This window comes from Colwellia sp. KS18-150 (genome assembly GCF_057551365.1).
The window spans coordinates 1-21,895 of sequence record NZ_BAAJMC010000004.1 but is presented as its reverse complement, the minus strand read 5'-3'; the positions used below and the strand labels follow the sequence as shown (position 1 = coordinate 21,895).

13 protein-coding genes, 5 tRNA genes and 2 pseudogenes are annotated in these 21,895 nt (G+C 37.9%); 11 read left to right on the top strand and 9 right to left on the bottom strand.

The annotated features are described in order from the left end of the window. The first annotated feature begins 18 nt into the window (after nucleotides 1–18). The 10 genes from pth (at nucleotide 19) to AC27IF_RS07490 (ending at nucleotide 6,294) form a co-directional block, all read left to right on the top strand. The gene (gene pth / locus AC27IF_RS07535; RefSeq protein ID WP_487053360.1) at nucleotides 19–603 is read left to right on the top strand and encodes an aminoacyl-tRNA hydrolase; all 585 of its coding nucleotides are present in this window, start codon (nucleotides 19–21) and stop codon (nucleotides 601–603) included. Nucleotides 604–703: 100 nt separating this feature from the next. After that, the gene (gene ychF / locus AC27IF_RS07530; protein ID WP_487053358.1) at nucleotides 704–1,795 is read left to right on the top strand and encodes a redox-regulated ATPase YchF; all 1,092 of its coding nucleotides are present in this window, start codon (nucleotides 704–706) and stop codon (nucleotides 1,793–1,795) included. Between the two features lie 98 nt (nucleotides 1,796–1,893). Beyond that, a complete protein-coding gene (locus AC27IF_RS07525) occupies nucleotides 1,894–2,235 on the top strand; it encodes a DUF3718 domain-containing protein (RefSeq protein WP_487053356.1) in 342 nt (113 codons plus the stop codon). Between the two features lie 198 nt (nucleotides 2,236–2,433). Then, a tRNA-Met gene (locus AC27IF_RS07520) sits at nucleotides 2,434–2,510 on the top strand. Between the two features lie 55 nt (nucleotides 2,511–2,565). Next, nucleotides 2,566–2,650 (top strand) — tRNA-Leu (locus AC27IF_RS07515). Nucleotides 2,651–2,778: 128 nt separating this feature from the next. Next, nucleotides 2,779–2,853: transfer RNA gene (locus tag AC27IF_RS07510), tRNA-Gln, on the top strand. 54 nt (nucleotides 2,854–2,907) lie between these two features. Then, nucleotides 2,908–2,982: transfer RNA gene (locus tag AC27IF_RS07505), tRNA-Gln, on the top strand. 153 nt (nucleotides 2,983–3,135) lie between these two features. Continuing rightward, nucleotides 3,136–3,220 (top strand) — tRNA-Leu (locus AC27IF_RS07500). 757 nt (nucleotides 3,221–3,977) lie between these two features. Continuing rightward, nucleotides 3,978–5,012 carry a Leu/Phe/Val dehydrogenase gene (locus AC27IF_RS07495; RefSeq protein WP_487053355.1) on the top strand — a complete coding sequence of 345 codons (1,035 nt, stop codon included), beginning with the start codon at nucleotides 3,978–3,980 and terminating at the stop codon, nucleotides 5,010–5,012. Nucleotides 5,013–5,328: 316 nt separating this feature from the next. Continuing rightward, the gene (locus tag AC27IF_RS07490) at nucleotides 5,329–6,294 is read left to right on the top strand and encodes a universal stress protein (protein ID WP_487053353.1); all 966 of its coding nucleotides are present in this window, start codon (nucleotides 5,329–5,331) and stop codon (nucleotides 6,292–6,294) included. Nucleotides 6,295–6,392: 98 nt separating this feature from the next. Here the strand turns inward: AC27IF_RS07490 and AC27IF_RS07485 are convergent, their stop codons facing one another. From AC27IF_RS07485 to AC27IF_RS07450, 8 genes and pseudogenes are all read right to left on the bottom strand, one after another. Continuing rightward, nucleotides 6,393–8,876 carry a protein kinase domain-containing protein gene (locus AC27IF_RS07485; protein WP_487053351.1) on the bottom strand — a complete coding sequence of 828 codons (2,484 nt, stop codon included), beginning with the start codon at nucleotides 8,874–8,876 and terminating at the stop codon, nucleotides 6,393–6,395. 51 nt (nucleotides 8,877–8,927) lie between these two features. Beyond that, entirely contained in the window at nucleotides 8,928–9,761 is an 834-nt protein-coding gene (locus tag AC27IF_RS07480; protein ID WP_487053350.1) for an OmpA family protein, read from the bottom strand. A gap of 61 nt (nucleotides 9,762–9,822) precedes the next feature. After that, nucleotides 9,823–12,270, bottom strand: a complete 2,448-nt coding sequence (locus AC27IF_RS07475) for a protein kinase domain-containing protein (protein ID WP_487053348.1) — start codon at nucleotides 12,268–12,270, stop codon at nucleotides 9,823–9,825. A gap of 52 nt (nucleotides 12,271–12,322) precedes the next feature. Then, nucleotides 12,323–15,172, bottom strand: coding sequence for an SUMF1/EgtB/PvdO family nonheme iron enzyme (locus tag AC27IF_RS07470; RefSeq protein ID WP_487053346.1), 2,850 nt, complete (start codon nucleotides 15,170–15,172; stop codon nucleotides 12,323–12,325). Between the two features lie 71 nt (nucleotides 15,173–15,243). Further along, on the bottom strand, nucleotides 15,244–16,653 hold the full coding sequence (locus AC27IF_RS07465; RefSeq protein WP_487053345.1) for a caspase family protein: 1,410 nt from the start codon (nucleotides 16,651–16,653) through the stop codon (nucleotides 15,244–15,246). 11 nt (nucleotides 16,654–16,664) lie between these two features. Further along, nucleotides 16,665–17,459 carry a PP2C family protein-serine/threonine phosphatase gene (locus tag AC27IF_RS07460; RefSeq protein WP_487053344.1) on the bottom strand — a complete coding sequence of 265 codons (795 nt, stop codon included), beginning with the start codon at nucleotides 17,457–17,459 and terminating at the stop codon, nucleotides 16,665–16,667. An 82-nt stretch (nucleotides 17,460–17,541) separates the two neighbouring features. Further along, nucleotides 17,542–17,808, bottom strand: a pseudogene (locus AC27IF_RS07455) (energy transducer TonB); the annotation flags it as partial. A 912-nt stretch (nucleotides 17,809–18,720) separates the two neighbouring features. Then, nucleotides 18,721–19,581 (bottom strand): annotated as a pseudogene (locus AC27IF_RS07450) (serine/threonine protein kinase); the annotation flags it as partial. A gap of 104 nt (nucleotides 19,582–19,685) precedes the next feature. On the opposite strand from AC27IF_RS07450, the gene AC27IF_RS07445 reads away from it, so the two are divergent. Beyond that, entirely contained in the window at nucleotides 19,686–20,540 is an 855-nt protein-coding gene (locus tag AC27IF_RS07445) for a type 2 periplasmic-binding domain-containing protein (RefSeq protein WP_487053342.1), read from the top strand. Here the strand turns inward: AC27IF_RS07445 and AC27IF_RS07440 are convergent. Next, nucleotides 20,537–21,640 carry a phosphoribosylaminoimidazolesuccinocarboxamide synthase gene (locus AC27IF_RS07440; RefSeq protein WP_487053340.1) on the bottom strand — a complete coding sequence of 368 codons (1,104 nt, stop codon included), beginning with the start codon at nucleotides 21,638–21,640 and terminating at the stop codon, nucleotides 20,537–20,539. The genes AC27IF_RS07445 and AC27IF_RS07440 overlap by 4 nt on opposite strands. Nucleotides 21,641–21,895 lie beyond the last annotated feature (255 nt).

The following is a 21,895-nucleotide window of genomic DNA, read 5'->3' as shown; positions in this document are numbered from 1 at the left end:
TAATAATTATTACTTTACATGAGTATTAAACTGATTGCGGGGCTGGGTAATCCTGGCCCCGAATATACAAGAACACGTCACAATGCCGGTGTTTGGTTTGTAGAAGAACTAGCACAGCGCCATAACATCTCTCTTCGCCCTGAAAAAAAATACTCTGGCCTTTACGGTAAGGGTTTAATAGGCGGCGAACTCGTTCACCTTTTAATTCCGACAACCTTTATGAATCGCAGTGGTCAAGCAGTTGCTCCTCTGGCTAATTTCTTTCGTATCGAGGTTGAAAACATTCTTATTGCTCACGATGAGTTAGACATGTTACCCGGCGCAGTTAAAATTAAAAAAGGTGGCGGTCATGGTGGTCATAATGGTTTAAAAGACATTATTGCGCGCATGGCAAATAATAAAGAATTTTATCGCTTACGAATTGGTATCGGTCATCCCGGTCACCGAGATAGAGTTACTGGTCATGTACTAGGTAAAGCTCCCCAAAGCGAACAAGTATTAATTGAACAAGCTATAGATGAAGCCACTCGCTGTTTTGAGATCTGGCAGCAAGATGATTTAAAAAAAGCACAACAACGTCTGCACGCATTTAAAGCAATTTAATAACACTGCCCTCTTATCATAAGTGAGCAGTTAAAACGCTACACATACACACGATGGAATTATTCCAAAGTAACATCAACAAATTTAATAGGTATCAATCATGGGATTTAAATGTGGTATCGTTGGCCTACCCAACGTCGGTAAATCAACCCTTTTCAATGCACTTACCAAAGCAGGCATTGAAGCAGCTAACTTTCCTTTTTGTACTATTGAGCCAAATACTGGTGTTGTACCTGTACCAGACCCTCGCCTTGATCAGCTAACAGAGATAGTAAAACCTGAACGTGTCATTGCTACAACAATGGAATTTGTTGATATTGCGGGCTTAGTAGCTGGTGCATCTAAAGGTGAAGGCTTAGGTAATAAGTTTTTAGCTAACATTCGTGAAACAGATGCTATTGGTCATGTAGTTCGTTGTTTTGAAAATGACAACATTATTCATGTTGCTAATAAAATTGACCCTGCTGAAGATATTGATGTTATCAATACCGAATTAGCATTAGCCGATATGGATACCGCTGAACGAGCAATTCAACGTCAAGCGAAAAGAGCGAAAGGCGGCGACAAAGATGCAAAATTTGAAGTGCCTGTTTTGGAAAAGATATTAAAGCACGTTGAAGATGGCAATATGGTTCGCTCTTTAGAGTTAACTAAAGAAGAAGTAGCTGCAGTTTCTTACTTAAACTTTTTAACTATCAAGCCTACCATGTACATAGCGAACGTTAATGATGATGGTTTTGAAAATAATCCTTATTTAGATGTTGTTCAAGCTATCGCTGATAAAGAAGGCGCGGTTGTAGTTGCAGTATGTGCAGAGATTGAAGGCGAACTATCTGAGATGGACGAAGAAGATAGAGACGAATTCATGGCTGAAATGGGTTTAGAAGAGCCTGGACTTAACCGTGTTATCAACTCTGGTTATGGTTTATTAAGTTTACAAACCTACTTTACGGCAGGTGTTAAAGAAGTTAGAGCATGGACAGTAAAACAAAATGCGACAGCACCACAAGCTGCAGGCGTTATACATACGGACTTTGAAAAAGGATTTATTCGCGCTGAAGTTGTTGCTTTTGCTGATTTTATCGAGTTTAACGGTGAATCAGGCGCAAAAGAAGCAGGAAAATGGCGCTTAGAAGGTAAAGAATATCCTGTTAAAGATGGAGATGTAGTTCATTTTCGCTTTAACGTTTAATTATAATTACTTAACGTATTTCAAAATTCGAAAAGTACACTACACTTACACAAGTAAAACGACTCATATTAGTCAAAACAATAACGAAAAGGTTTATTATGAAAAAAACAATAACCGTAGCAGGAATGTTATTCGCAACTTCTATGTTAGCTCCTACAGCACAAGCTAACAATCTCTCATTACGAATTTGTGAATATGTGCAAGCGAATGATAAAAACCGCTTAAGATCATTTCTAAAGCAAAATAAAATAAAGATTCGTAATATATATGGTGACCTTGCATGTAACGGTGACAATTTACTTATTTTTGCAGCGAAGGCTAAAGCGTTAGAAGTGGGTGAATTTATCATTGGTAAGCTTCCTTCAAAAACAGTGAAAGCTGAAATAGATAACCTAAGTAAATATTCTGCACATCTAGCAGAAGAAGCTAGAGATAGATAAGTAATAGTTTCTTAAGTGTCTTTATAAAAGCATTCGATAACTTTACTCGTTACGAATGCTTTTTTTGTGTAGATTACAGGCAAATTGCACAGGCAATAGCCAAACAAATAAAAAGTCATGTTTTTTCAAAAAAAACGGTTGACGTAAGGCAATCAGATTTGCATAATACGCGCCACTTGCTGAGAGGCAAGAAGGAAAGGCTACATAGCTCAGCTGGTTAGAGCACATCACTCATAATGATGGGGTCCCAGGTTCAAATCCCGGTGTAGCCACCATTCTTTTCTTAACAAGTAGAGTTCAGGACTCTTTAAAAACTTGATATATATAAATGCGGAAGTGGTGGAATTGGTAGACACGCTGGATTTAGGTTCCAGTGCCTCGCGGCGTGAGAGTTCAAGTCTCTCCTTCCGTACCATTTATATAGGCGGTGAAATAGGTAGACACGCTGCTTATGTTAGGAATGTACGGTTCCAGAGTTTGCTCTTCGAAGTAAGAGTTCAAGTCTCTCCTTCCGTACCATTTATATATGAGTAAATACATTGCAGGGATATAGCCAAGCGGTAAGGCAGCGGGTTTTGATCCCGTCATTCAGAGGTTCAAATCCTCTTATCCCTGCCATTTTTACTTATTATCCCAATAAGAAAAAATCTGCAATGTTATTTACAAATCTGTAGGGATATAGCCAAGCGGTAAGGCAGCGGGTTTTGATCCCGTCATTCAGAGGTTCAAATCCTCTTATCCCTGCCATTTTATTTGTATAAATTTATTTTCTTACTAGAAAAATATCAAAATACATAAATGGTGCATTGATTAACATGCTTTCTGCATTGTAGAAACAGCAAGTTTCAATGCCTCATGAAATAAGAGCTCAAGTCTCTTCAAAACTTGAAATATATAAATGCGGAAGTGGTGGAATTGGTAGACACGCTGGATTTAGGTTCCAGTGCCTCGCGGCGTGAGAGTTCAAGTCTCTCCTTCCGTACCATTTATATATATCCTGATATTTACCCATTCAAGATTAATAATAGACACGCTACCCATATTAGATAATAGGTTTCAGTGCCTCGCGGCGTGAGAGTTCAAGTCTCTCCTTCCGTATCATTTATATATCCTGATATTTACCCATTCAAGCTGAATAATAGACACGCTACCCATATTAGATAATAGGTTCCAGTGCCTCGCGGCGTGAGAGTTCAAGTCTCTCCTTCCGTACCATTTATATATATCCTGATATTTACCCATTCAAGATTAATAATAGACACGCTCCCCATATTAGATAATAGATTCCAGTCCTTCATGGTGTGTGAATTCAAAATTATCCTTCAATACTATTTATATATATCCTGATTAATTATATAAGATAATAGCTTCATGCTCTTTATGGGCATAAATCTCTAGTATCTCATTTTTGTATCATTTATATATCTTCTAAAAACTCAGTAAACAATCTAATAACATAAGCATGCCATTCTGTTTATATAATGAAACGGAACGGCCTCAAGAAGTAAAAAATCATAGTCAATCAACAAATATTAATGCCACGTGGTCAGTGTACCTATATCTGAACACTTTCACCTTGTCAGCTCAGCTATAATTACAATAGCCCAACTAGTTAACATAAATATGAAGTGATAAGGTTCGCACAAATAATGAAGAACAATACCAATCGGATTAATTCATTGTGAACTTAACAATAATGATCTGTTTTTTGGTTTAAGTCGTATTTAATGAGGAAATAACGCATGGCACTTTTTGATTTAGTTGATTTTGATGATCATGAACAGGTGGTATTTTGTAGTGATAAAGCATCAGGATTAAAAGCTATTATCGCCGTCCATAATACTAAACTAGGCGCTGCTGTTGGTGGGTGTAGATTGTGGGACTATGCCAGTGATGAAGAAGCACTTGTTGATGCATTGCGTTTATCTAAAGGCATGACCTATAAAAATGCGATGGCCGGGTTAAAAATGGGTGGTGGTAAATCAGTTATTATTGGCGATGCTACAAAAATTAAATCTGAGGCGCTTTTTAAAGCATTCGGAGAAGCGCTTAACGGGTTGAATGGACGATACTTAAGTGCAGAAGATGTCAATATTACTACGGGTGATATCGCTATTGCCAATACAGTAACCCCGTTCGTCACTGGTACCGAAGGTAAAAGTGGTAATCCTGGGCCGTTTACCGCTCTAGGTACATTTTTAGGCATTAAAGCCTGCGTTAAGCACAAGCTTAACCGTGATGACTTAACTGGCCTCAAAGTGGCTGTACAAGGCTTAGGAAGTGTGGGTTATGGTTTATGCGAACATTTGCATCAAGCTGGAGTAACTTTAATCGTTACTGACATCAATAAAAGTGCACTTGATAAAGCTGCGACTGAGCTTAATGCCACCGTTGTGGGCTTAGATGAGATCTATGACCAAGATGTTGATATTTATGCCCCTTGTGCTCTTGGCGCAAGTATTAATGATGATACGATTAACCGTTTAAAAGCAAAAATTATCGCCGGTTGTGCTAACAACCAACTTGCCGAGACTCGTCACGATCAAGCTTTAGTCGAAAAGGGAATCTTATATGCTCCAGACTATGTGATAAATGCAGGCGGTATTATTAATATTTCTTTTGAAGATGATTACTGTGCTGATAAAGCGACTAAAAAGGTAGAAGAGATATATAACACGCTACTTAACGTTTTTGCTAAAGCTGAAAACACTAATAAACCTACCGGTTTTATTGCCGATGAAATGGCACGTGAAATAATTAAAAATGGTAGGAAATAATAGCTATTTAACCTTGTAACACACAAGTAATGTTCAGCATATATCCTAGAGTATATTAATCACTTATTATGAAGCTAATGCAGTTTGGGTAATAAGATGTGAGCGAGATCAAAATCATTTCTTAACTATCTAGCTGATTGGCTTTCTGTTTGTAAAAATTGTCGAAAATGACAATAAATATGATTAGCAAACAAGTAACAAATATAAACAAATCTTGTTACTTAGGCTATTGTATTTATGGTGATAATTGCTAATCTTGATATTAGTTTTTTTCGGTATTGCTTTACATTACAAGCTTAAGATAAGGAAGAACAGCATGTTAAAGTTTAATAATATACTCTATGTTTATAGTGACTCAGTTGACAATAAATTATCACTAGATAAAGCCGTACAAGTAGCAAAATACAACCAAGCAACTCTAACGGTTTTGTATACCTTAACAAATGCGACAATCCCCGACACTCTTGGTTTTAGCCAAGATGATATTGAAACCTTTATTGAAAATAAAGAGTTAGAGCGAGATAAGATCATTCAAGATTACGCTGACGGATTAGTTATTGAAAAAGACACTTTACTCAACAACTCTTATATCGATGTGATTGAAAAAGTTCAAGATAATGGTTTTGATTTACTTATTAAACCCTCTGAAAATGAAGGCTTCTTAAGTAAATTGTTTGGTAGTAACGACATGGGCTTTTTACGCCAATGCCCTTGCCCTGTTTTACTGATCAACCCTGAAGAGAAACAAGACTCTCAAACCATTGTTGCTGCGGTTGATGTTGACTCTAACTACCCCGATAAAGAAAGGTGTATTCGCGAGCAATTGAATTTAGATATCGTTGTTGCTGCAGCTTCTGTTGCTGCTAATAGGGGCTGTAAACTTAAAATAGTCTCAGCTTGGTATACTCAATATGATAATTCAGTAAACTATGCTCAATACCTTAAAAAGGATGAAGGTGAAGTAGATCTGTATCTCAAGAATGCTGAAGAGCAACACCACCTAAACTTTGAAGTATTTATGAAAACCGTTCAAGGTACTATTAGCCAAGAAACACTGGACTATGTATCTGTTGAGTCAGTATCAATAAAGGGGAATCCTAGAGAAAGTCTTCCTAACTTTGCTAAATCGGTTGATGCCGAGTTAGTTGTGATGGGCACAGTTGCTAGGGTTGGTATTAAAGGCTTATTTATTGGCAACACGGCTGAAAATATTTTATATCGTCTCAACCAGTCTGTGTTAGCGTTAAAACCTGAAGGGTTTGATTCTTCTATAGGTAGTTAGGTTTAACACTACGTTTGCCCCTATTATTTTACGTTATAGGGGCAACATCATTTATCAATCAATTATACTTATTATTTGAAGAGGTATAATTACAGAGTTTAATGACTAACATTAAACTCTGTTAATTCGGTTGTTGTAGTACTATTAGGTAAGTTTAATGACTTATCGGTATATGATGTTTTTATTTCATATTTCACCATAAACTTCACCTCAGAGCTATACCATGTGGTCATATCCATTATAAAGCTACCACCATCTGTACGATTGAGAACTTTAAAACAGTAAAATTCCCCTGCAGGCACTTTTATCAGTTCAGTTGCAACAACTTCACTGTAGGTTGTCATGTTGCTACTCATAGTTTCCCATTTATTTCCAACTTCCATTGGCCACTTTTTACCTTTAATAATTCGACCATCCAAATCCATTTCAGTTGAATTACTAGAGAGGTAAGCTGTATTTATTTTTAATGCTTCAAGCGTACGTTTATCAAGTAACATTTTAGTACGAGACGAATAGGTATTATTTTCAGAGTTTATAGTTGAACTTTTTGCTAATGCTTCTTTCCCATTCGCATTACGTAGAGATTCGGGTATAGGTAGAACTGATTCTCCTTCAAGAACATAAGCAGTTTTGCTTTTATAACTATCTTCTCCTACTACACGACTCACAACTGTACCTGCAGTTGCTCCCCCCATATTGTATTTCCAGTAATCTCCCTTCAACAAGACGGGTAGTTCCATGGCACTTTCACTATATTCTTTTAATTGATAATTTAACTCATGATTACTTTTAGTTATCTCAACAAGATGTTTTTGGCTTTGATGCCCCTCTTTTTTGACCGTTATTTGATAACTACCCGGTAGTATCCGAGATTTATTTTTATAAAAAGTACCATTTCTTTCAATAATAACATTGGCATCGCTAGGACTCACAGATACATTAATATTCACCTTACTTGCTTCAATCGCCGCTAGCCTGTCTCGTTCTTGTTTTTGCTTTAAAGCAACTTCCGCAGCTAATTTATCTGCCGCTTTTTGTTCTGCTATTGCCTTTTCTTTCGCTGCCTTTTCTTTCGCCGCTTGCTTCTCTCGAGCACGTTTATCCTTTAATAATTTAGCATCAACTGCATCCTTCAATGCTTTTAGCAAAATATCATCCGCAGCGCCCGTCACTAACATACCTTGCTGTTTTTCAAAAGCTTCTATCGCCTTTTCTGTGCGTATATCAACTTCTCCGTGAGTTGGCGATTGAAAACCTAACTCCTGAAGCCCCTGCTGAATGGTTAATACTTTATTTCTTTGCTTAGATAAACGTTGCTGTTCGACTTCTTGCTTGGCAATTTTCTCTTTTTCAAGTCTATCTTTTTGCTCTTGCTCTTGTTTTTGCAATGTTAATGCGGCTTGCTTCTGCTGAGCCGCTTTATCCATTGCTTGTTTTTGCTCCGCCTGTATTCGTGCTTGTTGCTCCTGATATTGTTCGAAGCCAAAATAACCCGCAACTGATAATATAACCACAACCAAAATAGGCACTACCTTGTTAGTTGAGCTTTTACTTTTTTCTACTTCGCGATTAAGTGCTTGCGATGTCTGTGGCGGTAGTTGAGTTGGTTTTTCTTGGCTTGAAACTTTACGTGTTGCATCTTCATCTGTAGCTAAGTTTTCAGCCAAAACAACTTGCTCGCCTGCCAATATTTTTTGTAAATGCTCAACGTTTTGACAGCGTTTTTTTACCACCAGCACCATAGCTTGATTTATAGCTTGCTTAAATTCTTGACTGAATTGCTCACTTTCTATGGGTAACAGCGGATCTGTCTCCCCTTCCATAATGTCATGCTGCCTGTCAGTACTCTCAACCGGCTTGTTGCCTGTTGCTAAGTAATACATCACAGCGCCAATAGCATAAATGTCTGTATAGGGGCCTTGTTTACCACGAGAAGTGTATTGCTCTGGTGGCGCGTAACCTTGGCTGATAATGGCGCTGATAGATTTAGATTTCTCGCCTACGCTCTGACGAGCAGCACCAAAGTCAATAAGCATAGGGTTATTATTGTGCTCATTATTATCACTCGAACTTTGTAGATAGATATTACCTGGCTTGATGTCACGGTGTAGTAATCCTGCCTTGTGAACCACAGCAAGCCCTTTTAACAGTGGCTCAATTATTTCACGAATGCGGCTTTCTGCCATATTGCCATTGAAATGAATTTTCTTAAGGTGCTCATCTAACGCTTCACCTTCCACATATTCCATCACTAAATAGGCAGTACCATTGGCTTGCACTAAGGTATAAGCCTTAACAATATTAGGATGGTTAAATTTGGCTAATGTACGCGCTTCATTTAGAAATTTATCTAGACCATAACTATAATCATCAGAACAATTGGTTTTAGGGATAACAGTTGATGCATCTTGACTACGCCCTGCCAACTCTTGCGGTAAGAATTCTTTTAACGCCACCATTCGGCGCATAACAGTGTCTTCAGCTTTATAAGTAATACCAAAGCCGCCTGCCCCTAATATATCGATGATGCGATAATCGCCAACCTGACTGCCTATGGCTAATGATGAATCCAGTTCTTGCACGTTATTTCCTTGTCTTTATTCTTGTTATTATTAATTTGCTCATTAAAGATACTAATCTTTAGTTAAATACACTTCAACACGACGATTGAGCTGATGAGCTTGCTCACTTTGTTTAATTATTTTAGGTTGAGTTTCGCCTTTACCAAAATAATTGATCTCACCGGTAAATCTTGGTTGATGGAAAATAACTTCACGGTAAACAGATTCTGCACGTTTTTGAGATAACACCATATTGTAACTAGCCATACCGCGTAGGTCTGTATGACCAACAAAGTTAACTTTATAAGATTTTAACTTAAGACTTTGTAATGATTTTGCTAATTGCTGAACTTGTGATTTACCTTTTACAGTAAGGTCGGCACTGTTACTTTCAAACGCTATCGCCATATTAATGCTATGGGTGCGTTTTAATCCTCGAGAGCTAGCAAGTGAGCGGCTTGCCGATAACATACAGCTTAGTGATTTACTGTTAATAGGGTGTGCTTGCTGATAATCATTTAACGCCAGCTCTATTTCAGGCATTGTTTCATTATTGGCTTTTCCTGAGTTGAGTAGTTGATGAACTTGGCATACTTTGTCTTGTGCTAAATAATACTGTGTAGTGAGTAAGCGTACCTGAGATTTTTCCTCAGGTTTAACGATATAATCTTGTGCTATCGCTAGGTATAATTTAGCTTGTTTATACTGTCCTTGTTGAACTAATTCAGTAATTAACGGTGCTAACGTCGTTAAGCTTTCGCAGTCATCGACTGCATCTTGAAGTTGATATAGTCGCTGGGTTGGCTCACTGACTAACATACTTTCATTAAACTCGCCGCATGCCGCCATTGACGAACCGCTGATTAGTAAGTTAAAAAGGCCAAAACTTAATAACAATAATTTCATTTTCTTCTCTTTTAAAAGTAAAGTATTTCATTATAGAAAACCAATAATACTCGTTCAGTAACTATCTAATCATGAGATACAAACTTGCATTACCACGCTTTATGTTTAATGCCATAACGCCTTTTTTTGTAATCATATACTCTTTAAGTTCAACTAACGTTCTCACTTTAGTACGGTTGACACCAATCACAATATCACCAGCTTTCAAACCAATAAGTTCCGCAGGAGAACTTTTAATAACGTCATTAACACTAACCCCACTGTCTGATGAATCATGACCTAATGTCGCGCCTTCTAACATTTTATGAAGGCTTTTTCCTGCCATTATGTTTACTTGATTGTTAGCTTGAGAATCTCCTCTTTTATCCCCAAAGAAATACTTGAATGTATCAGGAACTCTTGATTCATTTGGTAGATCTTCTCCTAAATTAATTTTAGGGCCAGGCTTTAATATTCCAACATATTCCTTTTCAACATTATTACTAATAACTGCAAGCTTTATTTGATTACCTGCACCAATTGATTCTACATAGGCAGCTAATTCACTAAACGAACTTATCGAAATCCCGTTAACTTTGGTAATAACATCTCCAGAAACTATACCTATACTTTGACTTAAAGAGCCGTCAGAAACTATTTCAACAAAAGCTCCTTCCGCGATTTTAAGATCCAATGCCTGTGCAATTTCACTATTAACACTTCGTCCAGTAACACCTAGCTGAGGGTGACGAAATTCATCGAAAACAATAAGCTGATTAACAAAGTTTTTTCGAAGTTCTGATTTATTTTCCTGAGTAAATTCATATATCGACTTATGCCGCTCAACTAGCTCCTCTATTTTTTTAGAGACTAGTTCCTCTCTTTTCTTTGACTCAGTCAACTGTCTATCAGCCTCTGCCTTTTCAGCGGCTATCTTATCTGCTTTAATTTTAGCAGCCTTTTTTGCTTTTTCGGATGCGAGTTTTTCAGCCAACTCTTTAGCATCTGCTTGTTGCTTTTTCTCTTGTTCTTGATGTTCCTTAATGGCTTGCAATAAATCTGAGAGTAATAAATCATCGATTTCCCCCGTAACAGTCATACCTCGTTTGATTTCATATGCCTCAATAGCTTTTTGCGTCCGTTTATCAAGCTTTCCATGTTCAGGCGTTTGAAAACCCAGTAAATTTAATTGTTGCTGAGCATTTTTGATTTGTGCGGTTCGTTTGGCTATTTTTTTTAATTTCTCTTGACGTTGTTTCTCTTGCTTCTTTTCCAAAGCCTCTTTTTCATTTTGCTCTTTAATGAGTTGTATACGCTTATCTTCAACTAATTTTTTATCCGCAAGCTCTTTATCTTGTTGTTGTTTTAACGCTATTGCTTGTAGTTTTTCATTTTGCTCTGCTATTTCAGCGGCTTGTTTAATTTGGTATTGCTCAAAGGCAAAGTAACCACCAAAGGCAATTATTGCTAATACACTAAATATTAATATCGGTTTACTATTCTTAGGTGAAGGCTCTGATTGAGTATATGTTTTTTTACCTTCATCAGTTACCTGTGGCTTAGTAACTACTTTACGAGTAGCATCAATATTTTCACTATCTTCTAAAGAAGGCTCGTTTCCTAGCAAGAGAGTTTGTAGATCGGCAACATATTGAGGCCTACTCATAGCACGTAACATCATAGCTTTAGTTATAGCGTTAACAAGCGACTCACTGTAGCCTCTACTTTGCTCTATAGGTGTTAACGGGTCGGGTTGTTCATCAATAATATCATGCTGCCTGTCAGTACTCTCAACTGGTTTCTCGCCAGTAACCAAGTAATACATAACCGCACCAATAGCATAAATATCGGTATAGGGGCCTTGCTTACCTCGAGTTGTGTATTGCTCTGGTGGTGCGTAACCTTGACTGATAATAGCGCTGATAGATTTAGATTTCTCACCCACACTTTGCCTTGCGGCGCCAAAATCGATGAGCATGGGGTTATTACCATATTCATCATCACTAGCATCGACTGAATTTTGTAGGTAAATATTGCCCGGTTTAATATCTCTGTGCAGTAAACCTGCTTTGTGTACTTGTGCTAAGCCCTTAAGCAAGGGCTCAATAATTTCTCTGATACGGCTTTCCGCCATATTGCCGTTGAAATGAATTTTTTTAAGATGCTCATCTAATGCTTCACCTTCAACATATTCCATCACTAAATAAGCAGTGCCATTTTCCTCGATAAAGGTCAGTACTTTGACAATATTTGGATGGTTAAATTTAGCTAACGTTTTTGCTTCTTCTAGAAATTTCTTTAACCCGTATTGATAGTCTTCACTAACATTAGTGCGAGGCATTACCGTTTTACTGTCACTGCCACGGGCGGCAAGTTCAACAGGGAGAAACTCTTTTATGGCAACTAATCTATCTAAGCGAGTGTCTTGAGCTTTATACGTAATCCCAAATCCACCCACACCTAAAATGTCGAGAATACGAAACTCGGCGATTAAGGTACCGCTTTGCAATGAATAGTCTAACTCTTGCATACATTAACCTTTATTAAATGAGCTTTCGAAACCATTAGTTTATTAGTCATGATTAATGCCCAAAAGCTAATCTAAAACCGTCATTTTTTCCACGGCGTGTGCGTGTATACCAATCTCTATTAGATGAGCGTAATTCTTTTGAAAAACTAGTCCATGAGCCACCACGATGAATGGCTGCAGTGCAATCACCTGTCATACGCGCATCACCATTATTCGGCGCTAATTTGTGATTAGGGTTCCAGCAGTCTTGCACCCATTCCCAAACATTACCCTGCATGTCGTACAAACCAAAGGCATTCGCTTGATAGCTTTTTACCGGTTTTGTAGCTTGAGCTATTGATGGGCAAATTTGAGAGGTGACTCCGTAATAAGCATTAGAACATTGTATTTTGTCACCCCAAGGGTATTGAGTTGTAGAGCCTGCTCTTGCGGCATATTCCCATTCAGCTTCAGAAGGTAACCTATACTCACCACCTAGCGATTTATTTAGCCAAGGAATAAATTGTTGAGTTACATCATTATAACTAACATTTATCACAGGGCGGTTATCACGTCCCCAACCTTCATCATCAGGTTTGTGCGTACAGGCTTTTGCCATTACACAAAGATCCCACATAGCAAAAGTTACTTCTGTAGCCATCAATTTAAATGCTTTGATATTCACTTCTTTAACGGGTTTTTCTTTACTTTTACAAACACTACTTCCCTCACAGCCAAATAAAAATGTTCCGGATGGAATGTCCACTAGAGTATTAGTAAAGTCAGCCATTGCTTTGGGCATATTTGAGACTAACTTTACATTAAATGTATGATTTTCTTTTGATAAATCTATATTTATTGTTTTAGAGTCATGGGCAAAGTTTGAGACTTCAACTTGATAAGTTTTTGGTAATAACCGTACCCCTTTTACGTACTTTTCTTTAGCGTTAACTATTTTGATATCGGCATTTTTGGGGGTCACATTGATAGTTAACGACACTTTTCTATTTTCTAATACTATCGCTGCAATATTTTCTTGAGCTTTTAATAAATACCCCCCCTGCTGCTGGTTATCGATGTAGTTTTGATAAGAATTTATCGTATTGTTCTTACGCGCTAATGCCCAATTAGTATTATCCATGTTTTGCTTAGCCTTGATAACGTAATCACCGTTAGGTTGCATTGATAGATAACTTTGATAACTTGCTGACGTATTAATCCTCATAGAATCAGCCCATCGTATTTTGTCGATACTATTCACCGCTTGATTTACATAAGCGCCACTTGAGTGTCTTGTTAAATAGTTAGTATAGCTTTTGACTGTGTGGGTTCTTTTGGCATAGCTCCAATCGGCATCATCTTTTTGTTTAATTAATTTTTGTCTTTCTTTTTCAACAACATCATTTAATGTTGACACTAACATGCTATCGACAGAGCCAGTGACCAACATGTTTTGTTTATTCTCAAAAGCTTCAATTGCTTTTTGAGTTCGTCTATCTAACTTGCCATGAGTTGGTGTTTTAAATCCTAGCTCTTGTAACTGTTGTTGTACTTTGGTTATTGTTTGCTGACGCTCTAGTTTGGCACGTTCTTCTGAGTTCAATTTTGCCAACTCAGCTTGGGCTTTTAAATCCTCTAGTTTTTGTTGAGCTTTTTGTGCGTACTGGCCCTGAGGCCAATTATCCAGATATAGCTGATAACTTTGTTCTGTGCGTAAATTATCTGCTTGTTTCCACGCTTTGTTATCACTTTGTTTCGCAATTAAAGCTTGTTTTTCTAACGCTTGTTGTTGCTGATATTGTGTAAAACCGAAATAGCCTGCTACTGACAAAGTGACGGCTAGAGCTAATACAACAATCTTTTTGCCTCCTCCTGAGCTAGATTTTGATTTAGCCGATGGCTCTGCTTTTAATATGTTTTTATTGCTTGCTCTCTGTGAACTTTCTAAAGCATCAATTTTCACTGTTGCATCGTCATTGATTGCAGGCTCAGCTTTAATAGCTTGAGGTGACTCTCCCGATAATATTTTTTGCAAAACATCTACATTTTGAGCCCTAGTACTGGCGCGTAAAACCATGGCTTTAGTGATAGCATCAAGTAAAGCATTACTATAATCTTCGCCATAATAGATAGGGGTTAACGGATCAGGTAACTCTTCATTGAGATCATGTTGTCTGTCAGTACTTTCAATTGGCTTTTCACCCGTAACCAAGTAGTACATAACCGCACCAACGGCATAAATATCAGTAAAAGGGCCTTGCTTACCGCGGGTAGTGTATTGCTCTGGCGGGGCGTATCCTTGACTTATGATAGCACTGATGGATTTTGATTTTTCACCGACACTTTGGCGAGCAGCACCAAAGTCTATCAACATGGGGTTGTTGCCATGATCTATTGAGCTGTCTTTAGAGCTTTGTAGGTATATATTGCCCGGTTTAATATCTCTATGTAACAAACCGGCTTTATGGACTTGGGCTAAGCCTTTTAAGATCGGCTCAATTATTTCTCGAATGCGACTTTCACTCATGTTGCCGTTAAAGTGAATGTTCTTTAGATGATCATCTAATGCTTCACCTTCAACATATTCCATGACTAAATAAGCCGTGCCGTTTTCTTCAATATAAGTGTGCACGCGAACAATATTTGGGTGATTAAATTTGGCAAGGGTTTTAGCTTCATCAAGAAATTTAGTTAAACCATACTGATAATCATCGCTGACATTGGTACGTGCCATCACTGTTTTACTATCGTTACTGCGTGCAGCTAGTTCAACAGGAAGAAACTCTTTTATCGCGACAAACCTGTCTAATCGTGTGTCTTGTGCTTTGTACGTAATGCCAAAGCCGCCAACACCGAGAATTTCTATGATGCGAAATTCAGCGATTAAGGTACCTGTTGGTAATGAGTTATCTAATTCTTGCATGTATCCTTGCCTTTTTATCGAGACCTGAACTTCTGTCAGGTTTTATAAATGCTGCTAAAGCTTATTACGTTTTAATTACTTTTATGCTTGATGATGGTTAACGCCCAGCCTTTATCATTAGGGTCGGCAAGATAAAAGATTTCCCCCGGCTCAAGGAAATGACGTTCGCCGGCAACCAGTTTGCCAATATGCTCTGCTTCACCCTCGCCCTTCTCAGCCACTGCGCCTGAATAAGTACCATTTGCTGACGGTCTATCTGCAGGCTCTTGTAACCAAAACTGCTCTGTGTCGCTATCCCAACCTAGATCACAATGAAAGCGACTGACGTACTTACCTTCATCAGGCAAATGTATATTGCAACTTGGGTCTCGCCCCATGGTGAGTGGCTTTTCATACATTAAACAGATAATTTTTTTACGCTTGAGATCTTTTACATAGCCAGTAATATTTTTTTGTAAACGTGAACGGCTTACCATTTCTTCAACTTCAGGTTTATCTTGCATAATATGCGCAGTTAAATCGATACCAGTTACCCAAGCAACCTTTTGTTTATTATGATAAAAAACAAACCAAACGCTCCCTCCCACAACAAACACAGCAATTAAGATCAGTTGCCATAAGTAGGTAATACGTTTACCGGGAATAAAATGAAAATCATTCGTTGCGCGGCTAGATTCTTGTGGGATTTGCGCGCCATGACTTGATGTTATTACGTCTTTACGTACCTTTTGGAATAACTGAGATAAGTTTAAACCTTTTGTTTCTATATGTTCTAAGATTGCTGCAGTGTACAAGCCATTACCATCTTCACTAACTTCACCATCAAGTGCTTTAGCACCAGGGCCAGTACCGAAGGCAACAAAAAAATCTTTTTCAACCACGTCTGCCCAACCACCAGTGCGCCCAGCTAATTCAGCAATAGGTAAATCACGACAAGCATCTAGGATGACAATATTAGTCAAGCTTTCCAGTGTAGATAAGCGATTAGTAATTTGTTTTAACGAGATAAAGTCATTACGAATATCGTGACCTGTGATTGTTTTTTGTAGCTGCATTAACTTAGTTTCAACAGGAACAAGATAGTTTATGGTGTCATATTGAATACCATGCCCAGCATAGAAAAATAATGTCACTACTTTTTTATCTTGTCGCTTGGCTTTACGGACTTTTTTGACAAACTCTTTAAAGCGCGCATTGAAATGACGTTTAAAGGAGTCACGTAGAATGATGGTATCAAAGCCTAAAAGCTGCAACTTTTCATTCATGGCATCGGCATCATTTACAGGGTTACTTAAATCTAAATTATCATCATGATAATTTTGATTTCCCATAATAAAAGCAAATTTGGCAATATCAGGATTAGGAAATTCGCTTTCAGCTTCATTAGTGTCATCAAAAGCATAAACAGGTATTAAATTTGTAGTAACAAACACTAAAATAAGTATTAACAACAGCGTGATTTTTTTTATAATATGATTCATGGACTGCTTATTTAATCCTCTTTCCCTTTTAAATACATAACCGCGGTAATATTATCACTTTTACCTCTCGCTCGTTTTTGGCTAACTAAGCAGTACTTTTCCAGCCTTTGTTGCGATAAATTAGCAGTAAGCTTACATAGCTCGTGTTGACTAAGGTGTTCCCAAAAACCATCACTGCACACCAGTACGCCTTCTCCTGACTCTAATGGCGGATATTGTTTAATACTCGGTTTATCAAGTTTTTCCCCTAAGACACTAATGCTTTTAAACAGCTTATTTTGATCTGGATGTGTGCCCATTTCTTCTTCGGTAATGTCACCTTCATTTAATAACATTTGTACCACAGAGTGATCACGAGTCCGCCATAGCACTTCTTTGCTATTTAGTTGATAAACGCGTGAATCTCCCACATGCAACGTGAGTACTTTACTGTCATCAAACCATACACATGACAAGGTTGTGTGACCATCAACCTCCCCATGCTCTGTTTTAACCGTTTCCTGCATTTGTGTCACAGCCGTTTCATAAACTACTTTAAAGCGTTCTGCTGTTAATGGCGCTTTCAATTCAGCTATTTGACCTATGAAGCAGTCAACGAGTGCTTGTGAAGTGATATCACCCGCGACATGGCCTCCCATGCCGTCACAGACAATAAGAAAGTTACTCGTGTTATTAGCAAACTTAACCTGTGTTTGCCCGTGCGCATCTTCATTGCATTTTCTATCACCAATAGTAGTGTGTTGGCAAAGTAGAGATTGCTCAGGAATTGAATGTAATGAAAATAATGATAAAAGTTTATTTAGCATTTATAACTCCTACACTAATCGGAAAGTTTACTTCTTGCATAGTTTCCCTATTACATATTGTTTTTATTCTTACTATTAGTAATTACAATGCCATTTTAAAGTCTAACTGAACTGTCAGCCCAGTTTGTTTTACAGGCCGATCATCGACAATATGCGGCCTATATTTCCATTTAGTTAAAGCACGAATAGCTTCTTTATTAAAAATCAATTCTGGTTGAGCATTTAAGACGATAACATCTTCAACCCCGCCAATTTCATTAACCGTGAACGACATTTGTACCCATCCTTCAATACCATCTCTAGCAGCCTGTATTGGATACTTTGGGTTTATTCGAACAATGGGCACAGCGCCTTCCTTTTGCTTTAACGCTAACTCTTCCTCTTTACGTTTTATCTCTAGCGCTTCATCTTGCTTTCGTTTTAACGCTAAGGCTAATTCTTGTCTGCGAATATTTTCTAGCTCTTGCTCTTTTTTGCGTTTTGCCGCTAGATCTTGTGCTTTTTTGCGCTCTAGTGCATCAGCAGCGTCTTTATCGCGCTGAGCCTTAAGTGCCGCTTCTTGCTTTTGATTTGCTATAGCATCTTGTAGGGAAGTTAATAATATATCATCCACCTGCCCAATAACTACCATGCCTTGTGCTCGTTCAAAAGACTCGATTGCTGTTACCGTTCGGGTATCTAATTCACCGTGGTTTGAGACTTTATAGTCAAGTTGTTGTAATAATTTTTGTGCATTTTGAATAAGAGAAACTTTATCTTGCTCAGCTTTAACACGCTGGGCTTGCTCTTTTTCTGCTAACTTGTCTTCAAGTGCTTGATTTGCTAGCTTTACATAGTTGCCTGTTGGGCGTTTTGCTAAATAAGCTTGATAGCTTTGCTCAGTATCTTCTGATTTAGCTAGGTCCCATGCTTTTTTATCTTGTTGCATCAAAAACCGTTGTTGCTGCGCATTTTTTTCTTCTGCTAGCAGTTTCTGCTGGTATTGTTGATAGCCATAAAAACTAGCAGCACCAGCTGATAAAAATATAAGGAAAAGCACTAACCATTTTTTATTGCTAGGCTGGCTATTATTGACTTCAGCATTTTTGGGCACAGGGATACTGGTTTCAACTGCTTTTTGCTCTGGCGTATAGCTGGCTGTAATTTTACGTGTGGCATCATGATCAGTCGCAGATTGGGAAGATTTATTAATTATTGCTGAATTTTCGTTAGTGCCAGAAAGTATACTTTGTAATTCACTTACATCTTGTACACGGTTACTAACACGTAAAATCATCGCTTTGGTTATCGCTTCAATAAGCTCTTCACTATAACCACGATCTTTTTCAATTGGTGTTAACGGATCCGGTTGCTCATCCATTAATTCATGTTGCCTGTCGGTACTTTCTACTGGTTTCACTCCTGTTACAAGGTAGTACATCACTGCGCCGATAGCATAAATATCAGTATAAGGTCCTTGTTTACCCCGGGAAGTATACTGCTCAGGAGGTGCGTAACCTTGGCTGATAATAGCGCTAATAGATTTTGATTTTTCCCCGACACTTTGGCGAGCTGCGCCAAAATCAATGAGCATTGGATTATTGCCATGTTCAACAGAGGCATCATTTGAATTTTGCAGATAAATATTACCCGGTTTAATATCTCGGTGTAGTAAACCCGCTTTATGCACTTGAACTAAACCTTTAAGCACCGGTTCAATAATTTCACGAATACGGCTTTCTACCATATTGCCATTGAAATGAATTTTTTTAAGGTGTTCATCGAGTGCTTCACCTTCGACGTACTCCATCACCAAATACGCGGTACTATTTTCTTCGATAAAGGTATAAGCACGGACAATGTTGGGGTGATTAAATCTTGCTAAGGTGCGGGCTTCATCAAGGAATTTTTTCAAGCCGTATTGGTAATCATCAGCACAATTAGTTTTAGGAATAACCGAGCTAGCATCACTACTTCGACCAGCTAATTCTTGAGGGAGAAATTCTTTTAACGCAACTAATCGCTCCATACGAATATCTTGGGCTTTGTAAGTAATTCCGAAACCACCTACTCCCAAAATATCGATGATACTATAATCACCAATAACACTACCAACAGATAGTGAGTAATCAAGTTCTTGCATTTATTATCCTTATTATTGCTTAAGCTTGAATTTTAAAGCTTTATTATTATTTTTCTAATAAACTAGTCTATATTTTTCTTTACATGATTTCTATAGGGCTATTCATGAAAAACCTTTCAATTATATTAGCTTGTATAGTCTTTAATAGCTTTGCTGCAACAACAATTACAACGGTTGGTAAGCAAAAGCCGGATGATGCTAGTCATGATTACTTTATTGGCTTACTTCGCCTTGCCTTACTTGAAACAAATACTGAATATGGTGATGCCCTCATTCAAACTGTTCCCCATCCAGGACAAGAAAGGGTTATAAAGCTATTATCTTCAGGTAAATTTTTCGATGTGGCTTGGACGGGGAGCTCTAAAAATAGAGAGCATGAACTACTTAAAATTAATTTCCCATTATTCAAAGGCGGTTTAGGTTGGCGTGGCATGGTCGTTAAACGACAAGATGTAGCACAATTTTCTACTATGACAAACTTGGATGATTTAACTAAATATATAGCTTGTCAAGGCTCCCATTGGCCAGATGCTGATATTTTAGAAAAAGCAGGTTTGACTATTTACCGTGTTGGTCATTTCGATGCTATGCTGCAAATGGTCGCGTTAGGGCGCTGTGATTATTTACCCTTGAGTATTTTTGAAGGTCAAGCAGAGCTTGATTTAGTGAAAGATAGTTATCCTGAGCTGCTGTTTTATCAGCAGTTAGTAATTCAATACCCTTTGACGATGAACTTTTTTGTTAATAATGATAATCCCCAATTAGCTGAGCGATTAACTTTAGGATTGAAAAGGTTAGATGCCAGTGGTGTATTAGACAATTATATGAAAACGCACTCATTAACTAAAAATGCTTTTCCATTAGCGCAATTGAAAAACGCCGTTATTATTAAAGTTAGTAACCCTAATAATAATGGCGATATCTTGACAGAATATGGCCTTAAGTGGCCGAGTAATTAATCAATTAGCTGATATTGTTCACGTAAAATATCAATAATTTCGGCTTTAGGGTTATCGCTTAATGCGATTTTTTGACCGGTAATTTTCTCTGCTATTTCAACGTAGGTTTTTGAAACATCCATAAGTACTGATAAAGGCAACTTGTTGTCACGGGCTAACGCTTCACGTTCATCCATACGATCTTTATTTAATAAGATATCCGCATCTGGGAAATGGTTAAGTAATAATTGACGGAAGCCTTCTTTAGAGTTTTCAACAATGTTACCCGCAATGTACTGCTCTTCATCCCATATACGTGAAGAATCAGGCGTACCCACTTCATCCATATAGATAAGCTTATCATTGCCTTCAACATCTTTTACATAACCAAACTCAAACTTTGTATCGACAAAGATTTGACCAAGCTCAGCTAACGCATTTGATATAACGTTAAAACCCTGTGTTAAAAGCTTTTCATAACGCGAGATATCATCAAGAGATTTAAAGTTAAACGCTGCAAAATTTTCTTCGATATTTTTCCGAGTAATATTGACATCATCGACTGCAGGAACACCTGGTATACCTTGCAAAATACCTTTAGTTGAAGGCGTTTGTAATAGCTCTTCAAGTTTAGAGTCTTTTTCTAAACCTTCAGGTAACTCTATACCGCAAAACTCACGCTCACCTTTAACGTAACTACGCCACATTGAGCCGGTAATATATTGGCGACAAATAGCTTCAATCATCACAGGTTTTGCTTTTTGTACAATCCATAAAAAAGGATGTGGAATATCAAGAATATGACTATCGGCTAAACCTTGCTCTTTGAAAAGTTTAAACCAATGGTTTGAAATCGCATTAAGCGCTGCACCTTTACCCGGTACGCCCTTCATACCACCTTCGCCTTGCCAAATACAATCGAAGGCAGAAATACGGTCACTAATCACCATAATAGCTAACGGTGTATCGCTAGGCACGTTATAGCCTTTTTCTTTGATAAGGCGTTTACTATCGCTTTCAGTTAACCAATATACAGAGCGAACTTTGCCACTGTGTACTGGCGCACCGGTACGAATAGGAAGATCATTATTAACGGCGAGTACTTTATCTGCTAAATTCATGAGAGAACCTTTATATAGATCGGAAGAGCACACGTCTGAACTCCAGTCACACCTACAGATCTCGTATGCCGTCTTCTGCTTGAAAAAAAAAAAAAAAAAAGGTAATATGGAGCGAAGATGTACACAGAGATTATAGCGAATACCAACAACTTAAACGACGACAAAACTTACGCCAGTGCAAAAAACTCGTCGCGTAAACATAGAAAGCATTAATTAAAACAAACCGTAACGAGTTATTACTTGAGGATGATGCTT

Bases quoted from the DNA above. Each gene is read 5' to 3' on its own strand.
- pth (WP_487053360.1), top strand. From the start codon at position 19: ATGAGTATTAAACTGATTGCGGGGCTGGGTAATCCTGGCCCCGAATAT.
- ychF (WP_487053358.1), top strand. From the start codon at position 704: ATGGGATTTAAATGTGGTATCGTTGGCCTACCCAACGTCGGTAAATCA.
- AC27IF_RS07525 (WP_487053356.1), top strand. From the start codon at position 1,894: ATGAAAAAAACAATAACCGTAGCAGGAATGTTATTCGCAACTTCTATG.
- AC27IF_RS07495 (WP_487053355.1), top strand. From the start codon at position 3,978: ATGGCACTTTTTGATTTAGTTGATTTTGATGATCATGAACAGGTGGTA.
- AC27IF_RS07490 (WP_487053353.1), top strand. From the start codon at position 5,329: ATGTTAAAGTTTAATAATATACTCTATGTTTATAGTGACTCAGTTGAC.
- AC27IF_RS07480 (WP_487053350.1), bottom strand. From the start codon at position 9,761: ATGAAATTATTGTTATTAAGTTTTGGCCTTTTTAACTTACTAATCAGC.
- AC27IF_RS07475 (WP_487053348.1), bottom strand. From the start codon at position 12,270: ATGCAAGAGTTAGACTATTCATTGCAAAGCGGTACCTTAATCGCCGAG.
- AC27IF_RS07470 (WP_487053346.1), bottom strand. From the start codon at position 15,172: ATGCAAGAATTAGATAACTCATTACCAACAGGTACCTTAATCGCTGAA.
- AC27IF_RS07465 (WP_487053345.1), bottom strand. From the start codon at position 16,653: ATGAATCATATTATAAAAAAAATCACGCTGTTGTTAATACTTATTTTA.
- AC27IF_RS07460 (WP_487053344.1), bottom strand. From the start codon at position 17,459: ATGCTAAATAAACTTTTATCATTATTTTCATTACATTCAATTCCTGAG.
- AC27IF_RS07445 (WP_487053342.1), top strand. From the start codon at position 19,686: ATGAAAAACCTTTCAATTATATTAGCTTGTATAGTCTTTAATAGCTTT.
- AC27IF_RS07440 (WP_487053340.1), bottom strand. From the start codon at position 21,640: ATGAATTTAGCAGATAAAGTACTCGCCGTTAATAATGATCTTCCTATT.